This is a genomic window from Leptodesmis sp., from assembly GCF_052746595.1.
Map to the genome: position 1 here is coordinate 1 of NZ_JBRAGO010000026.1, position 17,777 is coordinate 17,777.

20 protein-coding genes are annotated in these 17,777 nt (G+C 49.2%); 4 read left to right on the forward strand and 16 right to left on the reverse strand.

Annotated elements, in window-relative coordinates; all coding sequences use genetic code 11:
- Positions 1-47 precede the first annotated feature (47 nt).
- The 7 genes from ACUVQO_RS07845 to ACUVQO_RS07875 form a co-directional block, all read right to left on the reverse strand.
- On the reverse strand, positions 48-650 hold the full coding sequence (locus tag ACUVQO_RS07845; RefSeq protein WP_445925331.1) for a pathogenesis-related family 1 protein: 603 nt from the start codon (positions 648-650) through the stop codon (positions 48-50).
- Positions 651-724: 74 nt separating this feature from the next.
- Positions 725-1,987, reverse strand: a complete 1,263-nt coding sequence (locus ACUVQO_RS07850) for a SufS family cysteine desulfurase (protein ID WP_445925332.1) — start codon at positions 1,985-1,987, stop codon at positions 725-727.
- A 136-nt stretch (positions 1,988-2,123) separates the two neighbouring features.
- Positions 2,124-3,491, reverse strand: a complete 1,368-nt coding sequence (gene sufD, locus ACUVQO_RS07855; protein WP_445925333.1) for a Fe-S cluster assembly protein SufD — start codon at positions 3,489-3,491, stop codon at positions 2,124-2,126.
- The gene (gene sufC / locus ACUVQO_RS07860) at positions 3,488-4,273 is read right to left on the reverse strand and encodes a Fe-S cluster assembly ATPase SufC (RefSeq protein ID WP_445925334.1); all 786 of its coding nucleotides are present in this window, start codon (positions 4,271-4,273) and stop codon (positions 3,488-3,490) included. The genes sufD and sufC overlap by 4 nt, the downstream gene beginning before the upstream one ends.
- Positions 4,274-4,306: 33 nt before the next feature.
- Positions 4,307-4,741 carry a hypothetical protein gene (locus tag ACUVQO_RS07865; RefSeq protein ID WP_445925335.1) on the reverse strand — a complete coding sequence of 145 codons (435 nt, stop codon included), beginning with the start codon at positions 4,739-4,741 and terminating at the stop codon, positions 4,307-4,309.
- On the reverse strand, positions 4,742-6,178 hold the full coding sequence (gene sufB / locus ACUVQO_RS07870; RefSeq protein ID WP_445925336.1) for a Fe-S cluster assembly protein SufB: 1,437 nt from the start codon (positions 6,176-6,178) through the stop codon (positions 4,742-4,744).
- Between the two features lie 271 nt (positions 6,179-6,449).
- Positions 6,450-6,761 carry a ferredoxin-thioredoxin reductase catalytic domain-containing protein gene (locus ACUVQO_RS07875; RefSeq protein WP_445925337.1) on the reverse strand — a complete coding sequence of 104 codons (312 nt, stop codon included), beginning with the start codon at positions 6,759-6,761 and terminating at the stop codon, positions 6,450-6,452.
- A 194-nt stretch (positions 6,762-6,955) separates the two neighbouring features.
- On the opposite strand from ACUVQO_RS07875, the gene sufR reads away from it, so the two are divergent.
- Complete coding sequence (sufR, locus tag ACUVQO_RS07880) at positions 6,956-7,606, forward strand: iron-sulfur cluster biosynthesis transcriptional regulator SufR (RefSeq protein ID WP_445925338.1); 651 nt, start codon at positions 6,956-6,958, stop codon at positions 7,604-7,606.
- 35 nt (positions 7,607-7,641) lie between these two features.
- Positions 7,642-8,022 (forward strand): hypothetical protein, encoded by a 381-nt coding sequence (locus ACUVQO_RS07885; RefSeq protein WP_445925339.1) that lies wholly within the window; start codon positions 7,642-7,644, stop codon positions 8,020-8,022.
- 327 nt (positions 8,023-8,349) lie between these two features.
- On the opposite strand, the gene ACUVQO_RS07890 is transcribed toward ACUVQO_RS07885, so the two are convergent.
- The 7 genes from ACUVQO_RS07890 to ACUVQO_RS07920 all read right to left on the reverse strand — a co-directional run bounded on the left by ACUVQO_RS07890 (position 8,350) and on the right by ACUVQO_RS07920 (position 13,532).
- A complete protein-coding gene (locus ACUVQO_RS07890; protein WP_445925340.1) occupies positions 8,350-9,120 on the reverse strand; it encodes an MBL fold metallo-hydrolase in 771 nt (256 codons plus the stop codon).
- A gap of 67 nt (positions 9,121-9,187) precedes the next feature.
- On the reverse strand, positions 9,188-9,793 hold the full coding sequence (locus tag ACUVQO_RS07895; RefSeq protein ID WP_445925341.1) for an anthranilate synthase component II: 606 nt from the start codon (positions 9,791-9,793) through the stop codon (positions 9,188-9,190).
- 312 nt (positions 9,794-10,105) lie between these two features.
- The gene (locus ACUVQO_RS07900; protein WP_445925342.1) at positions 10,106-10,585 is read right to left on the reverse strand and encodes a diacylglycerol kinase family protein; all 480 of its coding nucleotides are present in this window, start codon (positions 10,583-10,585) and stop codon (positions 10,106-10,108) included.
- Between the two features lie 117 nt (positions 10,586-10,702).
- Positions 10,703-11,188 carry an rRNA maturation RNase YbeY gene (ybeY, locus tag ACUVQO_RS07905; protein ID WP_445925343.1) on the reverse strand — a complete coding sequence of 162 codons (486 nt, stop codon included), beginning with the start codon at positions 11,186-11,188 and terminating at the stop codon, positions 10,703-10,705.
- Between the two features lie 85 nt (positions 11,189-11,273).
- Positions 11,274-11,465, reverse strand: a complete 192-nt coding sequence (locus ACUVQO_RS07910; protein WP_445925344.1) for a DUF3285 domain-containing protein — start codon at positions 11,463-11,465, stop codon at positions 11,274-11,276.
- A 60-nt stretch (positions 11,466-11,525) separates the two neighbouring features.
- A protein-coding gene (gene prfB, locus ACUVQO_RS07915; protein WP_445925345.1) for a peptide chain release factor 2 occupies positions 11,526-12,639 on the reverse strand; the annotation gives its coding sequence in 2 pieces (ribosomal slippage) (positions 11,526-12,566 and positions 12,568-12,639; 1,113 coding nt in all).
- 164 nt (positions 12,640-12,803) lie between these two features.
- A complete protein-coding gene (locus tag ACUVQO_RS07920) occupies positions 12,804-13,532 on the reverse strand; it encodes a Bax inhibitor-1/YccA family protein (RefSeq protein WP_445925346.1) in 729 nt (242 codons plus the stop codon).
- A 281-nt stretch (positions 13,533-13,813) separates the two neighbouring features.
- On the opposite strand from ACUVQO_RS07920, the gene ACUVQO_RS07925 reads away from it, so the two are divergent.
- A complete protein-coding gene (locus tag ACUVQO_RS07925) occupies positions 13,814-14,596 on the forward strand; it encodes an RNA polymerase sigma factor SigF (protein ID WP_445925374.1) in 783 nt (260 codons plus the stop codon).
- Between the two features lie 195 nt (positions 14,597-14,791).
- On the opposite strand, the gene ACUVQO_RS07930 is transcribed toward ACUVQO_RS07925, so the two are convergent.
- Together ACUVQO_RS07930 and ACUVQO_RS07935 are read right to left on the reverse strand one after the other, a co-directional pair.
- Positions 14,792-15,691 carry a 4-hydroxybenzoate solanesyltransferase gene (locus ACUVQO_RS07930; protein WP_445925347.1) on the reverse strand — a complete coding sequence of 300 codons (900 nt, stop codon included), beginning with the start codon at positions 15,689-15,691 and terminating at the stop codon, positions 14,792-14,794.
- A gap of 73 nt (positions 15,692-15,764) precedes the next feature.
- Entirely contained in the window at positions 15,765-16,850 is a 1,086-nt protein-coding gene (locus ACUVQO_RS07935; RefSeq protein WP_445925348.1) for a hypothetical protein, read from the reverse strand.
- 178 nt (positions 16,851-17,028) lie between these two features.
- Between ACUVQO_RS07935 and purC the strand changes: the two genes are divergently transcribed.
- Positions 17,029-17,763: a phosphoribosylaminoimidazolesuccinocarboxamide synthase gene (gene purC / locus ACUVQO_RS07940; protein WP_445925349.1), complete on the forward strand. Its 735-nt coding sequence runs from the start codon at positions 17,029-17,031 to the stop codon at positions 17,761-17,763.
- Positions 17,764-17,777 lie beyond the last annotated feature (14 nt).

Sequence of the window (17,777 nt, forward strand, 5' to 3'; positions counted from 1 at the left end):
TAATTTTCAGCCTGTCTGCTCCGCTGTTTTCTTATCCCGACATCCCGTTAATAGGGTTTCTGGCCGATATAGTTTCCGGGTGGATTGTAGTTACACACCCAGATTTCTTTGCTGTTATTGCGAGCCATGCCACAACCAGCCTGTTTAGTGTTCCGCCAGACGATTTGTGTGTAGTGGCCACACACCTTTCCTGGTTTGCAACTGTTGGTGGCATAGGTGTAGTCTTTCACTTCATTGCCCCACATATTCACAACCTGTTGTGGGCTAAGGAGTTGACCGCTGGCCCAAGCTAGGTTTTCGCCATAGCGGGAGTTTTGCCGATGCTCAAATTTGTCTTCTCTGAGCAGTCTATTGGCCCACTCCTGAGCATAGGAAGCCAGTTGCGGCGACCAGGTAAGGGCGGGCACGTTATATCGCTTGCGCCATTGGTTATGGGCATCCAGCATTTGTTGTATGCCGACTTGAGTGGATAGTCCAGAGGCCGATTTGGCTGTTCCTTGTTGTTGGGCTGTTTGCCAGGAGGTGGGATGAACAGATGAGGGTGAGATAGCAGAAGAATAGGAGGTTGGGAGGGGCAGAAGGATGGCGACGATCGCGGTGGCTAAAGAAAAGAAGTTTTGCTGTGCAATCATACGGTTGATCAAGGACAAACATACCTATCCTGAGTGTTCCCCTACCAAAAAGTTCCCTGAAAGGCCACTCAGTTAGGTCTGGTAGGTCTGTTTCATCCAAAAATGCTGCCAAAGAAGTCAACCGCTTCCTTTAAGGCTGCGATGAAGACATCGATTTCTTCATAGGTGTTGTAGAAGTAGAGGCTGGCCCGCGCCGTAGATTGGGCACCTAGAACACGGTGTAAGGGTTGGGTGCAGTGATGGCCTGCGCGAATGGCAACCCCAGCTTGATCCAAAATGGTGGATAAATCGTGGGGATGTACGTCTCCTGCTGTAAAGGAGGCAAGAGCGGCTCGACCACTGCCATCCTGCTTCGGTTTGGGGCCATAGATGCGAATGGTAGGTACTTGCTCTAATTCATGGAACAGGTAAGCGGTGAGTTCTTCTTCATAAGCGTGGATTTTGTCCATGCCAATCTCAGTTAAATAATCAACAGCCGCACCCAGGGCGATCGCTTCCGCAATGGCAGGAGTTCCGGCCTCAAACTTGTGGGGTAAATCGGCGTAGGTGGCGTGATCTAGAAAGACATCGGCAATCATTTCTCCCCCACCCAAGAAGGGAGGCATGGAACGGAGTAGATCTAATTTGCCGTAGAGAAAGCCAATTCCAGTCGGGCCACACATTTTATGCCCAGAGGCGACCAACCAATCGCAATCGATCCCTTGGACATCCAACGGCATGTGAGGAGCGCTCTGACAGGCATCAATTAACACTCTGGCTCCATACCGATGAGCTTCTGCGCAGATTTCTTTGACAGGATTGATGCAGCCCAGGGTATTGGACACATGCACCACGGAAACCAGCTTTGTCTTATCGGATAGCAGGGACTTGAACTGCTCGAAGTTGAATTCTTCGGTTTCCGTTAGTTCGACAAACTTTAATACCGCTCCAGTCCGTTGAGCCACAAACTGCCAGGGAATCAGATTACTGTGGTGCTCAAACACCGTCAGGATAATCTCATCCCCCGGTTGCAGGGTAGACATGGCCCAGCTATAGGCCACCAGATTAATTGCTTCCGTGGCATTGCGAGTAAATACAATTTCCTGACGGTACTCGGCATTGACAAAACTGGCTACCTTATCTCGTGCTCCCTCGTAAGCATCCGTTGCCCGGGAGCTGAGGGTATGCACTCCCCGATGGACATTTGAGTTATCCTGCCGATAGTAATCCTGAATCGCATCCAGAACAGCAGTGGGTTTTTGGGACGTGGCAGCGTTATCCAGATACACCAGGGGTTTACCATGAATCTCCTGATGCAGGATCGGGAAATCGGCGCGAACCTTGATAGCGAGTGGCTTTTCAGTAGCGATGGTCATGGTCGGTAGGAGGGGTAGGAAGGATTAGCAGAGGGGGGAACTAAAAGTTAAGAACTAAAAATTAAGCATTAGGAATTAAGTAGGAATTAAGAATGAAGGCCAGAAGTTTCAATTCTTAATTCTTAATTTCTAATTCCTAATTGTCCTGTCGAGCTTTTTGGGTACGAACGATCGCAGTCAGTTGATTTTGTAAGGAGGGGATAGGGATTTGGCTGATCACCTCATAGGCGAAAGCATACACAAGTAACTTACGAGCACTGTATTCATCGATGCCACGACTTTGTAAATAGAAAACTTCGTCCGTATCCAACTGGCTAACAGTAGCGCCGTGAGTACATTTCACATTGTCGGCAGTAATTTCCAATTGAGGCTTGGTATCGACCCGCGCTTTGGCAGACAACAACAGGTTTTTGCTGAGTTGGCGGGCATCCGTGAGTTGGGCTGATTTTGGTACGAATACCTTACCGTTAAAGATGGCATGGGCACGGTGATCTACGATGCATTTGTGAATCTGTTGGCTGGTGCCATGCGGTTTGGTATAGGCGATCGCGCTGTGGGTGTCGGCGACCTGCTCTCCTGCAATCATCGTCAGTCCGCTCAGGGTCGTTTCGGTTTGCTCACCCATCTGGTAAATCTCCAGGTTATGCCGGGAGAGGACTGCCCCTAGACTAATGGCAGTACAGGTGTAACGAGAATCTCGAGTTTGAGACACTGCCGTTTTACCGATGTGAAAAGCGGCTGTGTGATCTCGCTGAATTCTAGTGTGATTGATCTGAGCATTACCTTCCAGCCAGATTTCCGTCACCGGATTGGTGAAATACACCCCTTGACCCAGAGAAACATAGTCCTCAATGAAAGTCAGGGTGCTATTCGATTCCGCGATCACCAAACAGCGGGGTTGGGAAAGTTGAGCCGCATCTTCAGCGGTAGAAACAAACAGCAGATGTAAGGGAGTTGCAATCGCCTGATTTCTGGGTACCAGAATCACTGCCGCATCTGTAAAGCTGGCTGTGTTGAGGGCGGTAAAGACTTCTTCAAACCCAGGTTGGGTCGCTAAATAGTTCGTCAGCCGATCGCGCAAAGCAGAATCTTGACTGACCGTTTCCAGATTCGTAACGACTAGATCGCTAGGGAGATGGGCGATCGCCGACAATTCAGGTGCATAGTTCCCATTCACAAATACCAATCGGCTATTGGCCGCTTCTGGCAGAAGGAATGGTTGAATATCGGCAAGACGGACGGCAGGTGAACGATTAGCGATTGCAAAATTCACCTGCAAGAGAGCAGACAAATCTGTAAATCGCCACTCTTCCTCACGGGTTGAGGGGATGGCCAGTTCCTGGACTCTGGAAGTGGCCTGATCGCGAATTAGCTGTAGCCACGCCAGATTCTCCGTCAGGGCTGGACGCAGGTTCAGCAAAGCGGTGAGATAGGCGGCGCGATCGATCGTTCCTTGCACACCTGAATTACCGACTTCGGGAACAGTAGAAACTTGAATGGTCATCGTGCTACCACCTCAACTTCTTCCCGCACCCAGTCATACCCGCGGGCTTCCAGTTCCAAGGCCAGTTCCTTGCCCCCTGTGGTCAGAATTCGACCATCCTGCATTACATGCACGTAATCCGGCACGATGTAGTCCAACAACCGTTGATAGTGAGTAATCAACACCACGGCATTATCCGGAGTAGCCAGTTGGTTGACCCCATTAGCGACAATCTTGAGGGCATCAATATCAAGACCGGAATCTGTTTCATCCAGAATGGCTAGTTTGGGTTCCAGGAGCGCCATTTGCAGAATCTCATTGCGCTTCTTCTCCCCACCGGAGAAGCCTTCATTAACGCTGCGGCTGAGGAAAGCTGGATCCATCTTGACGACATCCAGTTTACTTTTTACCAGTTCGTCAAAGTCAAAGGCATCCAGTTCTTCCAGTGCTTCATGCTTGCGCTTGGAATTGTAAGCCACTCGCAGAAAATCTAGATTGCTGACACCGGGAATTTCGATCGGATATTGGAACGCCAAAAAGATACCCGACTTCGCCCGTTCTTCCGCCTCCAGTTCCAGTAAATTTTGACCCTGGAAAATCACTTCTCCACCAGTCACGGTGTAATCTGGATGGCCCGCCAAAATCTTGGAAAATGTACTTTTCCCAGAGCCATTCCGCCCCATAATGGCGTGAATTTCACCTGCTTTCACTTCCAGGTTCAAACCCTTCAAAATCTGGGTACCATCCACGTCAGCAGTTAAGTTTCGTACTGATAGAATCACTTCACTGTTCTTGTTAATCATTCTGTCTCGATACTCCTAATTGCACTCTCTGACTTACACCAGCAACACTTTCGTGACTTCTGGACTCTCCTGATTCACAATCAGTCGTCCCCGCTTGGGATCGACCGGAACATCCATCCCCTCCATCAGAATCGCTCCCAACAAAAGCTGGGTACTATCAGGAACCACCAGGGCTTCTACTAAAGTTCGACGGTTTTCAAATCGAACTTCTACAGAGCCAACGACTTCCAGTTGCCTGCTGGAGCCGTCGGCCAGTTCTGTTTCAGTTTCATTCACCTGCCGCAGGTCAAGCTGAGTTTTCACAAACTCTGGAATCTCCAGCATGGTGGCACTGCTATCGATCAGCGATCGGGTGTACGACCGTTTGATCTGTTTTTTTGGGAGGTATCCTCGCCGAGACAAGACCAGGTCATCACCCGACACTAACTCGATATCTGCGTAAACCAATCCCATGCTTGTGGTGTCCATTTAGCCCACGCTGCCCTCCAGTTTCAAACTCAACAAGCGATCGGCCTCCACCGCAAATTCCATTGGCAGTTGGTTAAATACATCCCGGCAGAAACCACTGATCATCATCGAAACAGCATCTTCAGCGGAAATCCCCCGTTGCTGGAAGTAAAACAACTGATCCTCACCAATCTTGGAAGTGGAGGCTTCGTGCTCTACCTTGCCGCTGTTGTTCTGCACTTGAATATAGGGGAAGGTGTTGGCTTGGGCATTGTCGCCAATCAGCATCGAGTCGCACTGGGAATAATTCCGGGCACCCGTGGCTTTAGGGCCAATCTTGACTAATCCCCGGTAGCTGTTCTTCGATCGTCCGGCGGAAATCCCCTTAGAGACGATCGTGCTGCGGGTGTTCTTACCGATATGCACCATCTTGGTGCCCGTATCGGCCTGCTGGTAATGGTTGGTCAGAGCCACAGAGTAAAACTCCCCAACCGAGTTATCACCTACCAGCACACAACTGGGATACTTCCAGGTAATCGCAGAACCCGTTTCCACCTGAGTCCAGGAGATTTTGGAATTCACACCCTGGCACAAACCGCGCTTAGTGACGAAGTTGTAAATGCCGCCCTTGCCATTGGCATCTCCGGCGTACCAGTTCTGAACGGTGGAGTACTTGATTTCTGCATGATCCAGGGCCACTAGTTCGACGACAGCCGCATGCAGTTGGTTGGTGTCATACATAGGAGCGGTACAGCCTTCCAGATAGCTGACATAGCTACTTTCGTCGGCAATGATCAACGTCCGCTCGAACTGGCCAGAGTTGCCATTATTGATCCGGAAGTAGGTGGATAACTCCATTGGACAGCGAACGCCTTTGGGAATATAGACGAAGGAGCCATCGCTGAATACAGCCGAGTTAAGGGCTGCAAAGTAGTTATCAGCTACGGGGACGACGCTACCCAGGTACTTCTTTACCAATTCCGGGTACTCCTGCACGGCTTCTGAAATGGAGCAGAAGATGACACCTTTCTCAGCCAGCTTTTCTTTAAATGTGGTGGCAACCGAAACACTGTCAAAGATGGCATCGACCGCAACGTTAGTGAGGCGTTTCTGTTCAGATAGAGGGATGCCCAGCTTTTCAAAGGTTTCCAGGAGTTCGGGATCGACTTCTTCCAGGCTCTGTTTCTTCTCTTTCACTTTGGGAGCAGAATAGTAGATGATGTCCTGATAGTCGATCGCCGGATAAGTCACATGGGGCCAGGTTGGTTCCGTCATTTTGAGCCATTGACGATAAGCTTTCAGCCGAAACTCCAGCATAAACTCTGGCTCATTCTTCTTCGCGGAGATCAGCCGGATAATGTCTTCATTCAGCCCACGGGGAATGGTGTCAGATTCAATATTGGTAACAAAACCGTACTTGTAGGGCTGGTTAACCAGGTTCTGAACGGTAGCGCTCATGGATGTGTTCTCTCTGAGGAAGTAATAATGGTTATCGCTGGATTTATCAACGGATATATGAATGTCGGGAGAGGTTTTGCGGCGTTTTAAGGGAGTTGTGAGTAAACCGCGATCGCAAAGTCAAGATGCTAAACGTTTAAGACCAGTGTTTTGAGTGCTTCACGCAGAGGGGACTTAGCACTCAAAACTCAGACCCCTAATTTAAACCTTGTCCAGTCGCAGAACTGCAGTCTCTCTTAGGAAAACCTCCAGTTTTCTAGCTAGACCTGGTTTAGTACTGATTTGTTACCGAACGAATTTGATCCAGGCTAATGGTTTGCTGGTCGCCTGCAAAATCATTATCAGGGGTCAGAAAGAGCATACAGTGGCACTCTTTGCGTTCCCGCATCGGTACACAGGGACAGTTCCAGTAGGCTGCCGCGGCTTCTGCTTCCTTATGTTCATAGTGACGGCAGGGACAAAGCGGCGCACCCAGTTCATCCTTATGTTTAGCAAGCCCTTCGATCACCACGGCAGTTACACCAAGGTCAGCGCAAAAGTAAGTGCCTGTGCGCTTGGCGTAGGTTTCTGAAAAGTTCTTCATAGCCTCGAGGCTTTTCTCACTAGCTTGCATGGGTTTTGTCTGTGTGTTCATGAGGCAGGCGACAATGCAACGAATGGACTCTATAATTAAAACAACAATTGTGTTGTTTAATTCAATTGTAAAGTACTTTAGCAACAAAAGTGTTGTCAAAGTATGAAAGTAAATTTCTTGTCAGCCCTAGCTCTGTAAAGAGAATGACAACTACTCAGCAGCCTTCGACAAAACAGGATATCCTGCAATGCCTTCTCAAGCAGGGGCAAGCCTCGGCGCAAGAGCTTGCTGAGAATCTACAAATCAGCCCCCAGGCAGTTCGCCGCCACCTTAAAGATTTGGAAGCAGAAGGATTGATTGTCCATCAGGCGGTACAAGCGGGTATGGGTCGTCCCAATTACCTGTACGCTCTTAGCGCCGCCGGACGCGATCGCTTTCCCGTTCGTTATGATGAATTTGCTGTTTCCCTGCTCGACACGTTAGCCGAAACCGTGGGTAAGGAACAGATGAAATCGATTCTGCGCAAGCAATGGGAGCGAAAAGCGGCAGAATACCGCGATCGCTTAGGGACTGGCCCTTTGAAGGAGCGGGTGGACAAACTGGTGGAATTACGTCGGGCTGAAGGCTATATGGCGGAGTGCCACCTTGTCAACTCGACTCACTCCCCTCTGGAAGAGCGTTACATTCTCACGGAATATAATTGTGCAATCTCCCATATTGCAGAATCTTACCCCAGTGTTTGTGGTCATGAATTGGAAATGTTTGCTGTCGCCTTACCCGACTGTAAGGTGGAACGTACCCACTGGATCGTGAACGGTGAGCATCGCTGTGGTTATATGATCCAGCCCAAGTGAGATCCTGCCTCTATTTCCATAACCTTTTATTCCCTATGCAGTCTGGTACTGAATTTCTCACCTCTGAAGAATGTGCAGAAGTCGATAAGGCCCTGCTCACCTCTCATGACAAGTTCACAGCGCGGGTCGCTATTTACGCTCTGCGATCGCTCAAAAGCATCGCCCAGAATCATCACATTTCCATTAGTGCCCTCCAACCTGAACAGATCGAAGACTGGATTTATCAGGATGACAGGCTGCAGCAGGGAATTGACCAGGAATTTCGCCAATTTTTCTCCCAACTGGTCATTTCTTCGCTCAAACCCCTGAAACAGATAGCACTGCAACTGGGTACGAATATTGAAGATCTGGAAATACCGCAAGTAATTGCCTGGTATGAAGCAGAGGCTAAAACTAGACTTGAACCAAACAGTTGATTTCTGAATTTTGATCGCTTAAAAAACCCCCAGCCACGATCGCGGCCGGGGGTTCTAGGTGTTTGCCTTAGTTACAGCTCAGTTACAACAATTAGAGTGCTCTTGCGAACTAACGTAACCAGAAGCGTTGGTGGGGTCGCCACAGTAGGTAAGTTACGAACCCTGTTAACCCGGATAACACTAATACAGCAATCATAAACACCCTGAACTCTATACCAGTCAGCATTCCCCCACCATATACTCTGACAATCAGCTAAATGTGCCACTTTTATAAGTGAAAGTGTAAGTGAAAGGACTGAAATCCAGTAATTACTCTTTCATTGCCATCTACGTATAATTCATGACCTGAATTACAGAGCCAGTTTTAGGGAGCGAAGCCCGTCTGAGGGTAATGGAACTGCCAGCCCGTCGTATAGGTGTTCCTTTCATTAAGGTCAGGAAGTTATCCACAGGGACTAAGTCACAAGCCTCCTTGGCTGCCGCCTTGGTCAGGTAATGAGTTGGAATAATGAGCTTAGGCTGCAGAACATCAATTGCCTGTTTAGCTTCCTCTGGGCCATAAGCTTTTGGCCCGTTTCCAACCGGGATTAATAGTAAATCTGGGCGACCCATTAAAATTTGCTGCTCTGTGGTAATCGGAGCCGCTGCTCCTCCCAGATGCAGGATATCCAGGCCGCCTTGCTTCCACCGCCATGCGACATTCACGCCGAAACGTCTGCCTCCCAGGCGATCGTGATCCATCCGAATCCCCTGAATTTGCCGCCCACTCACCTGATAGGAGCCAGGTTCATAGAGTAAGCGCGGATTGCCAGGAAGAATTTCTACCGCTCCTTCATCTAATAACTGACTACTAATCATAACCAGATCTGAAGCGACCTTGGGAGGCTTATACCCCGCTGTACACCCTAGCGATCGAAAGGGATTGACCAGAATCCGTATTCCGCCACCGGTGAATAAAAAGCAGGTATGGCCAAAATACTGAACTGTCACAGACTGACCTGCCTGAGCCAAGGAACTTTCAAAACTAGAGCCGAACCCTGCACCGACTACCGCTAATAACCCAACCCTGGCATAGCGCATGATCTGTCGCCGTTTCATACTCTCCTCACTTAGTAGTTAAGAGTTGAGAGTTAAGAGTTAAAAGTTAACCCTTAACTCTCAACTCTTAACTCTTAACTTCATTACTGATTGACCGGAGAAAGTTCCGTAAAAGTTCCTTGCCTGATTCAGTAAGAACGCTTTCCGGGTGGAATTGCACGCCCTGGATGTGAGGATACTGCCGATGCCTTACGCCCATAATGGTACCATCATCCACCCAGGCGGTAATTTCTAGAACTTCGGGAAACTCCTGCCGCTCAATCACCAGACTATGATACCGGGTCGCGGTCAATGGATTTTCAAGTCCTTGAAAAACTCCGACTCCGGTGTGGTAAACCTGAGAGGTTTTACCATGCATCAGCACAGGGGCAGACACGATTTTTCCACCAAATACCTGACCAATGCTTTGATGGCCCAGACAAACCCCTAGTAGGGGAACTTTTGGCCCCAGTTCTTGAATTAATTGCAGCGAAATTCCAGCTTCATCTGGATCGCCAGGGCCAGGAGAAATTACGATCGCATCGGGTTTGAGTTGACGGATCTGCTCAATCGAAATCTGATCATTCCGGTAGACCTGGATTTCTTTGGCTACAGGAAACTCAGCACCCAGTTCCCCCAGATACTGAACCAGGTTATAGGTGAAGCTATCGTAGTTATCAATAACGAGGATCAAGGGAACTGGCTCCAGAGGTTGAGAATGAGTTGATCAAGGCAGAAGATAAGTTTTGAGTTTTAGTATCTTTGTTACCCTGGCGACTGAGGTCGCGGCTATACCGAGAAAACCTGCCAACGTAAGTTACTGAAAATCTTGATTGTATTGAGTCTGCATCGGCAGACTTGGTGAGTGTAGTCGCATTTTTAACCGCCAGATACTTTTCAAACGTCCTCTTAGGTTCTAAGTTCTAAGTGTTAAGTTCTAAGTGTTAAGTGTATTGACACCCAAGGTTGTACTCCGATTTATTGGCTCCTGTCTTCATTGCAAAGCTCATAGTAAGATAGCGTGCAAAAGTAATTCTAGTTTCAAATACAGTTTTGGCAGGATCAATGTGCCTGCCACTCCAACAGCCGCCAATGATGAGATGAGTACTGCTGCTGCGGCACAGTCTTTGGCAATTTTGGCCAGTTCATGATAGTTCTGCTTGACCGTTAAATCCACAACTGATTCGATCGCCGTATTTAACAACTCCATTGCCAGTACCGCCCCGATCGTCAGGCCAATCACTGCCATTTCCACGGCCTGGAGTTGTAAAAAAACGCCCAGGCCGATTGCCAGAGCGCCAACTACAACATGAATTCGGAAGTTTCTTTGTGTTTGGAAAGCGTAACTGACTCCGGCCCAGGCATATCTAAAGCTTGTAAGGAGACTGGGCGCAACTCGCCAGGCCAGATCCCGGTTGAGCTTCATAATCTGGATGACCTTTCTATCAGGGCACTCAGAATCGGGAGTTTGAAGGTTAGAAGGCATAAGCTACCAAACAATACTTAATCACTTAAACCCAGCGACTGGGCAGGTTTCCAGGAAGCCAGAACCAGGTTTTACACCAGTTTCATTCTTAGCTTGCCCACAAGACTAGGAAGAATTCTAGCGGTCTAGGGTCGAAAGACCAACCGTATGCAGGAGGAGTTGCTGTTTGTCCAACATTTGCATCAAGCTGTCATCATCGGGATGATCCCAGCCCAGGAGGTGGAGGAGTCCGTGGCTGGCTAACCAGACCAATTCCGTTTGCAGAGAATGGCCCTGCGTCTGAGCTTGTTTCTGAGCCGTGTCCAGTGAAATCACGATGTCTCCCAGATATAGGGGAAGGGAGGATGGCAATTCGTCTGCTTGAGGATGGGTATTTTCCAGGGCGGCAAAGGCCAGTACATCCGTGGGTTTGTCCTGGTGACGGTACCGGGCATTGAGGGCCTGGATTTCGCGATCGTCTGTCAACCGCAAACTTAGCTCGTAGGAGTGAATCGGCGACAGATCAGGATTCAGCACCTCCAACCAGCGCTGAAACCACTCCTGCCATTGAGTCCCCTCTGGTAATTGAGCAATTTCGGGCTGAGAGGCTGGAGAATAACTCAATTCAGAGTTTACTGATGTTTCAGTTTCTAAAAAGCCATTTTGGAGACATACTTCAACCTGGATAGGACGTTCCAATGCCAGTTCCTCAACGGGTCAAGTAAGACAGGCCAATCAGCATGGCCAACAAGCCAAACGTGGTGAGTGCAAAGTGCTGGAGGGATTTTCCCCGCTGGCGAACCATGTTCCGCATCGCCAGTTTAACGTAACTGGGCTTGGATGTTTCTTCCGTCGGTTGAAGGGTAGCACCCCCCTCTGGAGCTAGATCAGGACTTTCCATGGCTACCGCGATCGCGTTTCGATAAAGATCCTTCCTAATGTAACAAGTTAGTTAGCATTTCTACACTTCCATTAAGGCCGTTTCCTGACGCAGGTAAGCCTGGATAAAAGGATCCAGGTCACCATTCATGACATCCGTAATGGCTGTCGTTTCGGCTCCAGTCCGCAGGTCTTTGACCATCTGGTAGGGGTGAAATACATAGTTACGGATTTGATTTCCCCAGGAGGCTTCCACCATATCGCCCCGAATGTCCGCAATTTCCTTGGCTTTTTGCTCTTGGGCGATAATCAGCAGTTTCGCTTTCAGGATGGCCAGCGCCTTTTCTTTGTTTTGCAACTGCGATCGCTCCTCCGTACATCTGACGGCAATCCCGGTTGGAATATGCAGAATCCGGACGGCAGTTTCCACCTTGTTGACATTCTGGCCACCTTTGCCGCCTGCTCTTGATGTGGTGATTTCCAGATCCTTATCAGGAATCTCCAACTGAACGGTGTTATCAATCATGGGCATCACTTCCACCCCAGCAAAACTGGTCTGCCGTTTGCCATTGGCGTTAAAGGGGGAAATTCGTACCAGCCGATGAGTCCCTTTCTCGGACTTTAAGTAGCCATAGGCATAGCGCCCCTCAATTTCCAGGGTGGCTGATTTAATCCCAGCTTCGTCGCCTTCCGATATTTCTGCCAGATGCACCTTGTAACGATGATCTTCGGCCCAACGGGTATACATTCTCAGCAGCATCTCGGCCCAATCCTGAGCATCCGTGCCACCTGCCCCAGCATTAATTGTCAGAACGGCTCCCTTGGTGTCGTAAGGGCCGGATAACAATTGCTGCAATTCCCACTGATCCAAATCTCGGCCCAGTTGGGTCACGTTCGATTCTGCTTCCTGCAGCAGGGACTGATCCGCTTCCAACTCCAGCAGTTCTACGATCGCTCTGGCATCCTCCAAACTGGATTTCCACTGATCTAACTGCTGGACGTGGGACTTCAGATCATTCAATTCTTGCAACGTCTGCTGAGCAGCGGTCTGGTCTTCCCAGAAGTCGGGTTGTGCTGCTAATTGCTCCAGATCGTGAATTTTGGCATTCAGAGCAGGTAAGTCAAAGATAGTCCTGAGCTTTGCCCAGGCGATCGCTTAACACTTCAACTTCGCGTTTAATCTCCAGTACATCCATCGTGTTCTAACTCTTGCGTAGCCATACAAATTAGGAATCCTCTCAATTTTAGCGAGAGGTGCCCTGCATCGGTGCTCAAAAAACAGCAAAGGCGCGGATTTCGCGCCTTAGTCAAAGGTTATTGCTGTTTTCAGAGTTTATCAGGCAGAAAAGGAATTCCCTGCTCAATCTCGACTATTGAGAGCAATTAGCAGCCGCAAGATGAAGATAAACAGGTTGATGTAAGTCAGATACATTGACAATGCGGCGGAGAGATATTGCCCATCCCGATAAGTGCGAGGCAGAACAAAGAAATCAACCACTGCCGCACCGACAAACAGTAAGACCCCAACACCTGAAATTGCCACCTCTAAAAAGCTGGGGGTATGCACACCAAACAGGGTAAACCCAAGCTGAATCAGTAACACCACGAAGAGGGCAATAATCCCCAACTGAATGGTGCGACTGAGGGCCATCCCATCTTTTTCAGACAGGTTGGAGCCGATCTGTCGGGCGACAATAAAGGTGACACCGCATCCCAGAGCCGCAATGCCAATTCCCCAAACGCCAACATTGGGAGTTTGGAGAGCCACATAGACCAGCCCAGTCAGGACGTAGCCTTCGAGTAAGCTAAAGGTTGCCAGCAGGGGCAAAGCCACACTGTTATTGGCCTTTGCCGCAACACTGCTAGAGATAAAAAACAGCACTAAGGAAGCAATCAGGGCCACCCAGAAGGTTGGCATAAACAGGCCAGGATTGGTTTCCAGGACATGTAATCCGCCGTAGGTGCCGATCGCGGTGAGAACAAGTCCTGCTCCCACATAAGGCAGTGCTTTAGAGATCACATTAGGCCCAACTAGAGCCTCACCTCTAGCTTCGCGAATTGCTTGCCGGAAGTTACTGGTACTACTCACGGGATATTCCTCCCAAATGTATTCAAATCATCTTCTGAAGACATTGTGACCCAGATTTCCCAAAATTGGCCAGAGGATGAGAGTGAGGGATGGGGGGATGGGTGGAGCCTCCAATGACTGCAAATCAAGGTATTGTGACTGAAATATACGCAAGCCATTTACGTATTTTTGCTGACTCTTGGAGAGGGGGCTTCTGTAAGTACCGTAGATCGACGATGGTTGATAACCCCTTTCACTCAAGAGAATAGGCTCAACTTCAATGTGAAAGGTAACTACAGATGATGGCGACTCAATCAAGCGCTCGTTTCCGTGGGATGGAACTTCTCATTGCATACCACCAGAATCCTTCTGTTAGACTTCGCAATCAGCTTGTTCAACTTAATGCTGGTCTTGTTAGAAAGATCGCCCATCGAGTTAGCCATCAATGTGCTGAGCCGTATGAAGACTTAGAACAAATTGGTTACCTGGGGCTGATTCGAGCGATCGAACGGTTCAATCCTGGTCAAGGATGTGCGTTTAGCTCCTTTGCAGTTCCTTATATCCGGGGCGAAATGCTGCATTTTCTCCGCGATCGCAGCAGTACTGTTAAGATTCCCCGCCGCTGGCAACAACTCAACAAAGCAGGGCAAAAAGCGCGGGAAGAGCTGGCAGAAGCCTTTGGTCGCCAACCGACAGATGAAGAAATTGCTGCCAAGCTGGGCGTTTCGTTGAATGAATGGCGGGAAAGCAAAATGGCGACCAAAAACCGTTTGCCTCTCAGCCTGGATGCCACGATTAGCCAACAAATCGACTCTCCGATGACCCTGGGCGATACTTTGCCCGATACCCGTTACCAGGCTCTACAAAGTCTGGAAGAAGATCGTCAACAACTGCAAAAAGCATTGAATCAACTAGAAGAAAAAACCCGTCAGGCGATCGAATTTGTTTTTATCAAAGACTTATCCCGTAAAGAAGTAGCAGAACAGATTGGTGTTAGCCCAATGACCGTCACCCGTCGTCTGCATAGAGGCATTGAGCAAATGGTAGCCTGCCTCAAGCCCCAAATGTTGCAAACCGATCCCTAGTTGGAACAGTTCCTACTCAATTACTGCAGTAATGTAGGTACTTTCTCTTTTCCTTGTGGGCCTTTCACTTTCATAATCAGAGTTTGTGGCTGGATTAGTTTTGCTGATCCAGCTTTCTTTATGTCATTGTCATTCGTCCTTCAGGCCGATCAACTAGCAAGGAAGCAATGACAGAGGGCAAATGCCCCTTGAAACTCAACATCCCAAAATCATGCCTGCCAGCAAGATAAAACCAATCCCAACATTTTGCCGGAACATCTGACCATAGGCTGCATGGGGAATAGTCTTCTGGCAGAGGCGATAGTACTGCCAGAGCCAGAGCATGGCCGCGATCGCTAAAGCAATCCAGAAGGCCCAGGTTAGCTGCATCACCCAACCAACTCCACCCAGCAGCAAAACCGTGCCTGCAAAAAATAGCCCGATCGCATGAGGCGCAAATTTCCCGAAGAATAAAGCACTGGAGTTAACTCCAATGCGGCGATCGTCCTCGCGATCGGATAGGGCATAAATCGTGTCAAAGCCTAATGTCCAGAGAACTGTGGCTCCCCACAGTAACCAGGTCGCTATTCCTAAACAGGGAGTTGGGGCAGGGGTAGGGCCGCAACTGATGGCACTCCAGCTAATGAGAACGGCAAATCCCCAGGCGATCGCTAAGACCAACTGAGGTACTGGAAACACCCGCTTGGCTGAGGGATACAAAATAATGATCGGTACAGCAGCCACACACAGCCAAAAAGTTAGCGGGTTGAGATAGGAAGCCAGTACCCAGGCACATATAAAGGCGATCAGAGCCACTAGCACTCCTACCTGAACCGATAACGTACGGGAAGCCAGAGGGCGATTGCGGGTTCTTTGTACCCTGGGATCGATATTGCGATCCCAGAGATCGTTCACCACACAGCCCGCACCACTCGTAGCCAGAGTTCCTAAGATGATCACTCCCACCAAGGGCCAAGGAGGGGCACCTCCGGCAGCTAAAAATACAGCCCAAAGAGCGGGAATCAGGAGAATTAGCCGTCCGGCAGGCTTGTCCCAGCGCAACAGTCGCAGAATAGTTACCCAGGTAGGTTCGGGATGCTCAGATGGGGTCAGCATGGCAATGGATGGGGAACGTTCAGAATTAATTGTATCTGTTTGTAACGTTTCCCCAACCCCTAATCCCCGATTCCTAATTCAAGCTGGCCACCTTTTGCTGAATCCGATAAACTCGTTGTCTGGCCTGTTCCCAAATCTCCCAGAGAGTGAATTTGAGAGAAACTTTTGCTTCCCCAGCGCGTTGGCTAATTTTGACGTTATACCGCTGCAATAGGTTGTTGCTATCAATCTCTGATAGGGGAACCAGTTGATTATAGAAATCTGAGTTGAACAACCACCAGGCGTTGGCCTGCTTCAGATTCAGGTAGGACTCCCAAATATGGAGAGCGAATTCGTAATCTGCGATCGTCATTGCCAGATCCACATAAGCAGGATGTTTCCTGCCTCCTGGCTGCTGTTCTAACTGATTCAGGGCAGTACGCAGGGAGCGCACCAGATTGCGGTAATTTTCATAGGGAATGCCCAATGGCTCAGAGCTTTGCTCTTTAACCACACTAATTTGGAGATCATGCAGGCGAGTTGCGGCTTCTGAGAATTCTTGTAGGGCTGACTTAGCTACCTCCTCGGTGGTGATTCGCTGGTTGATGGCAGCTTGGTTGCTGCGGTAAAGCGTCAGCTGCTCTTTGGCCTTGGCTGTCAGCGAAGTGTGAGGAGGAACGGCTTGCAGCAATGAAATAGCTTCTCCCCATTTCTGGCTGGCCCGTTGCCAAGCTTTGAGGGGATGAGGCGGCTTTTGCACGGTAACAGCGGCTTGCCATGCTAGCGTTTGGGCTTGTGTAAAGTTGTCTACGGCAGTCTGCTCATCCCTGAGACGTTGATTAATCTCCCGGTAGTTCGTTTTGTAGACAGCTAACCGTCGTTTGGCCTGGGTAGAAATTGGGGCATCCTTGGGAATTTCTTTGATTAAGCGGATAGCTTGCCGCCACTTCACACGGGCCTCCTGCCAAGTATCTATGCTATGGGGTGGATGCTGTACGAGGAGAGCCGCTTCCCAGGCTTTTTGACGAGCTGTTAGAAATAACTGGGAAGGCGACAAACTCTGAGCCGCTGCTGGTTGCTCTGGGGCCGAACGAAAACCTGAAATGGACTGATGCAGCCCATATCCTGTCAGCCAACAACTACCAATAGATAGCGCGATCGCCAGATAGGAACGTTTCATTCTAGGATCAGGAAGCTAAAGCTAAGGTACTGGAAATCTGTAATTACCGGGGTAAAGATGTTGTGAAGTGAGCACACTTACCAAAACCTTTTACAACTAGAATTTGCAGATCTCAGGAACTTAGTTAAAACCACGCACATCACTATCATTATTTTCATCCTCACCAGAAGGTTGCTTCATGACTGCACAGCAAAAGCTCTATGAGGGCAAAGCCAAGATTCTCTATACAACTGACGACCCTGATATTCTACTGACGTATTTCAAGGATGATGCGACGGCATTTAATGCCCAGAAGCGGGGTAGCATTCAGGGCAAGGGAGCGGTCAATTGTGCCATCTCCAGTCACCTGTTCAGACAGCTAGAGGCGAAAGGGATCTCCACGCATTTTATCGATCAAGCCAGTGCTAACGAGATGCGGGTACGGATGGTGAAAATCTTGCCTCTGGAAGTAGTGGTCAGAAATATTGCGGCTGGTAGTCTTTGTAAACAGACTGGACTGGCTTTAGGTACCCCCATTTCACCTCCACTGGTAGAGTTTTACTACAAGAACGATGACCTAGGAGATCCACTCCTAACCCGCGATCGCCTCCTGCTAATGGGGCTGGCCACGGCTGAACAGGTTGAGCAGTTACAATCTATGGCACTCCGAATTAACGAGATCCTGATTGACTTCTTTCAGCACTGCGGCATTACGCTGGTAGATTTCAAACTCGAATTTGGACTGGATGCTGAGCAAAAAATTCTTCTGGCTGACGAAATCAGTCCAGATACTTGCAGACTATGGGATCAGGGTGAAGCAGATGTGGCCCGTCGAGTGATGGATAAAGATCGCTTCCGGCAGGATTTAGGAGAAGTAGAATCTGCCTATCAAAGAGTCATGCAAAGGGTTTTAGCTAACCCGGTATCCCTTTGAGCCATTAAATGTTA

Bases quoted from the DNA above. Each gene is read 5' to 3' on its own strand.
- ACUVQO_RS07850 (WP_445925332.1), bottom strand. From the start codon at position 1,987: ATGACCATCGCTACTGAAAAGCCACTCGCTATCAAGGTTCGCGCCGAT.
- sufD (WP_445925333.1), bottom strand. From the start codon at position 3,491: ATGACCATTCAAGTTTCTACTGTTCCCGAAGTCGGTAATTCAGGTGTG.
- sufC (WP_445925334.1), bottom strand. From the start codon at position 4,273: ATGATTAACAAGAACAGTGAAGTGATTCTATCAGTACGAAACTTAACT.
- ACUVQO_RS07865 (WP_445925335.1), bottom strand. From the start codon at position 4,741: ATGGACACCACAAGCATGGGATTGGTTTACGCAGATATCGAGTTAGTG.
- sufB (WP_445925336.1), bottom strand. From the start codon at position 6,178: ATGAGCGCTACCGTTCAGAACCTGGTTAACCAGCCCTACAAGTACGGT.
- ACUVQO_RS07875 (WP_445925337.1), bottom strand. From the start codon at position 6,761: ATGAAGAACTTTTCAGAAACCTACGCCAAGCGCACAGGCACTTACTTT.
- sufR (WP_445925338.1), top strand. From the start codon at position 6,956: ATGACAACTACTCAGCAGCCTTCGACAAAACAGGATATCCTGCAATGC.
- ACUVQO_RS07885 (WP_445925339.1), top strand. From the start codon at position 7,642: ATGCAGTCTGGTACTGAATTTCTCACCTCTGAAGAATGTGCAGAAGTC.
- ACUVQO_RS07890 (WP_445925340.1), bottom strand. From the start codon at position 9,120: ATGAAACGGCGACAGATCATGCGCTATGCCAGGGTTGGGTTATTAGCG.
- ACUVQO_RS07900 (WP_445925342.1), bottom strand. From the start codon at position 10,585: ATGCCTTCTAACCTTCAAACTCCCGATTCTGAGTGCCCTGATAGAAAG.
- ACUVQO_RS07910 (WP_445925344.1), bottom strand. From the start codon at position 11,465: ATGGAAAGTCCTGATCTAGCTCCAGAGGGGGGTGCTACCCTTCAACCG.
- ACUVQO_RS07925 (WP_445925374.1), top strand. From the start codon at position 13,814: ATGGCGACTCAATCAAGCGCTCGTTTCCGTGGGATGGAACTTCTCATT.
- ACUVQO_RS07930 (WP_445925347.1), bottom strand. From the start codon at position 15,691: ATGCTGACCCCATCTGAGCATCCCGAACCTACCTGGGTAACTATTCTG.
- ACUVQO_RS07935 (WP_445925348.1), bottom strand. From the start codon at position 16,850: ATGAAACGTTCCTATCTGGCGATCGCGCTATCTATTGGTAGTTGTTGG.
- purC (WP_445925349.1), top strand. From the start codon at position 17,029: ATGACTGCACAGCAAAAGCTCTATGAGGGCAAAGCCAAGATTCTCTAT.